Source organism: Winogradskyella vidalii (assembly GCF_013403955.1).
In the GTDB taxonomy this organism is placed as follows: domain Bacteria; phylum Bacteroidota; class Bacteroidia; order Flavobacteriales; family Flavobacteriaceae; genus Winogradskyella; species Winogradskyella vidalii.
The window spans coordinates 196,282-202,281 of sequence record NZ_JABFDG010000008.1 but is presented as its reverse complement, the minus strand read 5'-3'; the positions used below and the strand labels follow the sequence as shown (position 1 = coordinate 202,281).

The window sequence follows — 6,000 nt, the reverse complement described above, 5'->3', positions numbered from 1 at the left end:
TCTGTGACATCAAAAACCAAATGGCTAATGTCTATTCCAAAATATTTAATATCTTTATTCATAAGAAATGTTTTTTTTAAAGGACAATCTACGCGAGTTTCAACGACTTAAAATCGAGGTCTTAAAGCCTCATAGAACTGTACGAAATCTGTGTAGAAAAGAGAGGGGATTTTCAATGTTGACGAGATCTGAAGTCTCTGCGTATATAATAACCTTACTCCTCTCTTTTGTTCTTTCTAATTTATAAATCTTAATTTAGTGTTTTTATTTAATTGCTAACTTAAGAAGTACTGTGGTAAAAACTCATTAACTTTTCACTAAAACACTTCTATAATTATTATCATAGGTTAGCCCTAATTTTGCGATAGCAAAAGCTTGTTTTAATAGCTCCTGTACTTCCTAGGAACTACCTTTTCAAAGCTTTAACTCTACTTGCTCAGCATAAACAAATAAGTTTAGAATCACTTTTGTCTGTCTTGATTTTAGACAACTTCATTTGGATAAAACGTTTTACTGATAATGGATTTTCAACGGAAACTTTGATTCCCGACTCTAGTAAAAAATAGGCCAACTGGTAATGATAATAACCGGTAGCTTCCATCACACAATGACTATTAATATTTAAGAATTTAATGAACTTTCTGAAACCTGAAGTATTATTCTTAAACTGATAATAATTGCCTTCCGAATCTGTAACATCAAAAACCGTAGGGCTAATGTCTATTTATTCATGTTTTATTATTTTTTTAATAGGTATTCTTGATGTGCTTCGCAGTTCAAAATATTTAATATCTTTATTCATAAGAAATGTTTTTTTCAAAGGACAATCTACGCGAGTTTCAACGACTTAAAATCGAGGTCTTAAAGCCTCATAGAACTGTACGAAATCTGTGTAGAAAAGAGAGGGGATTTTCAATGTTGACGAGATCTGAAGTCTCTGCGTATATAATAACCTTACTCCTCTCTTTTGTGCTTTCTAATTTATAAATCTTAATTTAGTGTTTTTATTTAATTGCTAACTTAAGCCGTGTATAGTGTTCAAAACACATTATTTGGGAAAATTGGTCTAAGAACTGGAGGTGACTAGACCTTAGTTAAAATGAAAAAATTAGACCCGTATTCATTTCAAATATTAAATCAACTTTGGTCCAAAGACAATAATCAGGTTTGCTTTACATTTAAACCTTATAAGAAGACAGATACAATAAGTTATCTGTATTCATTTTCAAAATAATTATGATCAATGGGCTAAGGATAACCAATTTTTATACAATGGAAATGGTATAGATAGTGCAAGTTTTTTAAAACTACTGAAGCTATAGGAGCTAATGAAGATAAAATTATATTTATTCTATTGATAATGTTAGATTTATATAAAAATTAGAACAGTCATGAATTTAAATTACTAAAATAAAACTGCTAGGATTTAGCACAGCATAATTAATTACTAACTTGGTTGCTAAAACATCCAAATATTCCAAACACATCAGCTAAGATTAAAAAATAGCTTCTATTATATAAATTAAAATATGAAAAAAATTATATTAGGTTGTGGATTAATTCTCCTTATATGTATTAGTTTAGCCTGCTTAATGTTTTATAAACTAACTTTACCCAAATTTAGAGATAGCTCTACAGAGAGACCATTCTCCACAATTATCAATGAAAAACTTTTAACGAAAAAAAAGGTTTTAATTATAAAGAATCCCAATAAACCTACTTCTAAAAATTACATCTATCATTTGGAAGATGGAAATAGTTATGGTATGGATTCAGAATTAGAAGTAGTAGATGAAATTCCTATAGAAACTGAAGTAATATTTGATAAAGCTGAACTACATAAAGGTCGTGTAAGCGGTACAACTACCGCATACTTATATGGAAAAATATACAGTACAGAAAATCAAAAAGAATATGCCTTTCAGTATCCTTGGGGAAATTATCACGCTTTGTATGAAGACCAACCTTACTGGACTTTTGATTTAGCTTTTTGGCAAGATGAAACATTAACCGAAAAATATTATATCGAAGTTCCTTAAGTTTAATCTAATTACTCAACGGTTTTTTAATGCTATTTTTCATTTATTAAACACTTCCTAAAAGTTAAATAACATGAGCTCAGGTGACACTGCAAATTTTTCGGAAACAGCAATGTTTGTCTATTCATTAAACGGAAAACTAATTCTAGATAAAAATTTTACTCAAACAATTAGCTATAAAGTAAAAACAGCCTATCTGAAACTAAATTATCTAAGTTTCTATTTATTATCATAAGATTCAAAGGGCTTGGCAAATCTGTAGTTGGTGTTTATACTATTTGGCTAAAAAAAGATGCTAATTGTTGTCCAAGTTTAAATGGAAACTTTGAATATAGTCCTGATTCTGAATATCCAGTTTTTTAAACAAACCGAATAGCAGAATAAATATTAATTAATTTAATTGAAAGCGTACTTGAACTGCATATTCTTAATTTTTTAAGTATGACCTTAAAATAGAAACAAAAAATGCTGGCTTTAGAACACCAGCATTTTTATTTTATTAAGCAATAAGATTTCTATACGGTTGTACCATACATCTTTTCGCGTTGCTCTTTTATTTTTTTATCACTCATGTATTCATCAAACGTCATGTAACGATCAATAACGCCATTTGGTGTTAACTCAATGATACGATTACCTACAGTTTGTGCAAATTCATGATCGTGAGTGGTTAACATTATCGTCCCTTTAAAGTTTTTTAACGAGTTGTTAAACGCAGTAATACTTTCTAAATCTAAGTGATTTGTTGGTTCATCTAGCATTAAAACGTTAGCTCTAATCATCATCATACGACTTAACATACAACGAACTTTTTCTCCTCCAGATAAAACATCAGATGTCTTTAAAGCTTCTTCGCCACTAAAAATCATTTTCCCTAAGAAACCTCTAATATGTACTTCTTCGCGTTCTTCTTCTGTCGTTGCCCATTGACGTAACCAATCGACTAGAGATAATTTATTATTAAAAAACTCACTATTATCTAATGGCAAATAGGATTGTGATGTAGTAACCCCCCAATCAAATTTTCCTGCATCCGCTTGTTCTTTTCCATTCAATATTTGATAAAATGCCGTTGTAGCTCTAGAGTCTTTTGAATACACCACAACTTTGTCGCCTTTATTCAAGTTGATATCAATATTTTTAAATAATATATCATTTTCTATACTTGCCGATAAGCCTTCAACATTCAAAATTTGATCACCTGCTTCGCGATCACGTTCAAATATAATAGCAGGATAGCGACGACTAGAACGTTTAATTTCTGATATATTTAATTTATCAATCATTTTCTTTCTACTCGTTGCTTGTTTAGATTTAGCAACGTTTGCAGAAAAACGACGAATAAAATCTTCTAATTCTTTCTTCTTTTCTTCTGCTTTTTTATTCTGCTGTGCATGCTGTCTTGCTGCTAACTGAGACGACTCGTACCAAAAAGTATAATTACCAGAGAAATGGTTAATCTTTCCGAAGTCAATATCAGAAATATGTGTACAAACAGAATCTAAAAAGTGTCTATCATGAGACACCACAATAACACAATTTTCGTAATTAGCTAAGAAGTTTTCTAACCAAGAAATAGTTTCGTAATCCAGGTCATTGGTAGGTTCATCCATGATTAATAAATCTGGGTTTCCAAACAACGCTTGTGCTAATAACACACGGACTTTTTGTTTACCATCTAAATCTTTCATTAAGGTATAATGATATTCTTCTCTAATACCTAAGTTAGAGAGCATCGCAGCAGCATCACTATCGGCATTCCAACCGTTCATTTCTTCAAATCGTACTTGAAGCTCGCCAATCTTTTCTGCATTTTCATCGGTATAGTCTGCATAAAGTGCATCTAATTCAGTTTTTAACTTATATAAAGGTTTGTTTCCTTTTAATATAGTCTCTAGAACGGTGTCTTCATCATGTAAATTGTGATTTTGCTCTAAAACAGACATACGTTTACCTGGCTCTAAATGCACACTTCCAGATGTAGGTTCCATTTTTCCTGCAATAATTTTTAGGAACGTAGATTTCCCGGCACCATTGGCACCAATAATTCCGTAGCAATTACCATTATTGAATGTTGTGCTTACTTCATCAAAAAGTATGCGTTTTCCGAATTGAACCGAAAGATTAGAAACTGATAACATATCTTAAAAATTTATTGTATTACCTTATATTTTTTGAGATTGCAAAAGTAGAAAATTAAACCTAAACTTAGCCATTTAAGTATACATTGAATCTTAAAAAAGAATAAAGAAGCTACATTCTTAAAATTTTATAAGATTTTATTTTGTTTCACCTTTAAACTTCGAGTTAATAATAAATTACAAATAGACTCTGTCACATTTAAACGTATCAATTTTGCCATTATTTACAGTCATTAAACGAAATAAATAGTTACTTAACAAGATTTAACGAGGTATTAACAAGAGTTCAGCAAAGCTTCATATACTTTTGTTATACTAACTTTTAAATAATTTCATGTTAACTCTACGTCTAGTATCTGCTATTGCTTTACTCTTGTCTGTCTTTGGATGTCAATTTAAAGGTAGTAACACTAGTAATCACGCCTATATAGGAGGTGAAATCATAAATCCAAAAAATAGTAGTGTTATTCTTTACAACACTCAAGGTAAGATTGTTGATTCTTTTAATTTAGATGCGAATAATAGATTTATTTACAAAATTGATAATCTTCAGCCTGGCTTACACACTATTACACATGGCGGAGAATACCAAATGTTATTGTTAGAGCCTAACGATAGTATCATGTTTAGATTAAATACGTATGATTTTGACGAGTCCTTAGTATTTACAGGTCATGGAGCTAAAAAAAACAATTACCTCATTAAAACTTACATCACTAACGAGAAGGAAGCGAAACAGTTAGTTAAATACTCTAAAATGGAGCCTGAAGCTTTTAATGCTTTTGTAGAAAAAAGACGACAAAGACAATTATCTGATTTTCAAAATTATTTAAAACGAAACCCAGAATCTGATTTTTTTAAAACTATCATTGAGGCTAATATTAATTATAATACTTATGCTGATAAAGAAATTTATCCTTTTGCTTACTTTGGTAATAACAAAATGATTCATATTAAGGATTTACCTAAAGATTTCTTTTCTCACAGAGAGCAGATTGATTATAATGCAATTCACTTGAGTAATTTCTTTTCTTACAATCGATTTTTATTTTCTCATATAGACAATTTAGCTATTGACGACTATTATAAAGACAACCCTTATCATAGTAAATTTAACAGACATGCTATGTGCTACAACATGTCTAAGCTTAATTTAATTGATAGTATCATTACAGAGCCAACAATAAAAAACAAATTATTAAAATATAAAGCAAGAGAATATATTAGTCATAATCACACCGAAAGTGAAGCTAATGCTGTACTCAACCATTACTTAGAAAAAAGTACAAATGAAGAGGACAAAATATATATGCAAGACTTAGTGTCCTCATTAAAGCGCCTAAGACAAGGCAACCCTTTACCAAACATATCTCTTGTAAATTATAACGACACAGAGCATTTTATTAGCTCTATCATTTCAAAACCTACAATTATTTATTTTTGGACATCAAACTCCAAATCTCAATATAGAAATAGCCATTATATGGTAGATAAATTAAAATCTTCATTTCCGCAGATGGATTTTATTTCTATAAATGTAAATGATAATGATGATAAATTTTGGAAGAACATAATTAATAACTACAACTTCCCTACCATCAACGAATTTAAATTTAAAAATTCTAAACAAGCACGAAAGACTTTAGCTGTTAACTACCTTAATAAAGCTATAATTGTTGATCAGAATGGTATAATTCTACATCCTAACGCTAATATATTTAGTGCAGGATTTAACGAAACTCTTGAAGAATTATTAGAAAAAAAGCATCTTATCGCTAAACAAGATGCTCTTTAATAGTATTAAATAGTTGAATTAATAT

At 29.8% G+C, this 6,000-nt stretch carries 3 protein-coding genes and 1 pseudogene; 2 read left to right on the top strand and 2 right to left on the bottom strand.

The window, feature by feature from the left end:
- Positions 1-420: 420 nt before the first annotated feature.
- Positions 421-724 (bottom strand): annotated as a pseudogene (locus HM982_RS16660) (IS110 family transposase); the annotation flags it as partial.
- Positions 725-1,592: 868 nt separating this feature from the next.
- Here HM982_RS16660 and HM982_RS16655 point away from each other — a divergent pair.
- Positions 1,593-2,039 carry a hypothetical protein gene (locus HM982_RS16655; protein WP_179354464.1) on the top strand — a complete coding sequence of 149 codons (447 nt, stop codon included), beginning with the start codon at positions 1,593-1,595 and terminating at the stop codon, positions 2,037-2,039.
- 515 nt (positions 2,040-2,554) lie between these two features.
- Here the strand turns inward: HM982_RS16655 and HM982_RS16650 are convergent.
- Positions 2,555-4,180, bottom strand: a complete 1,626-nt coding sequence (locus HM982_RS16650) for an ABC-F family ATP-binding cassette domain-containing protein (protein WP_179354463.1) — start codon at positions 4,178-4,180, stop codon at positions 2,555-2,557.
- Between the two features lie 334 nt (positions 4,181-4,514).
- Here HM982_RS16650 and HM982_RS16645 point away from each other — a divergent pair, with 334 nt between their 5' ends.
- A complete protein-coding gene (locus HM982_RS16645; protein WP_179354462.1) occupies positions 4,515-5,975 on the top strand; it encodes a TlpA family protein disulfide reductase in 1,461 nt (486 codons plus the stop codon).
- Positions 5,976-6,000: the final 25 nt, after the last annotated feature.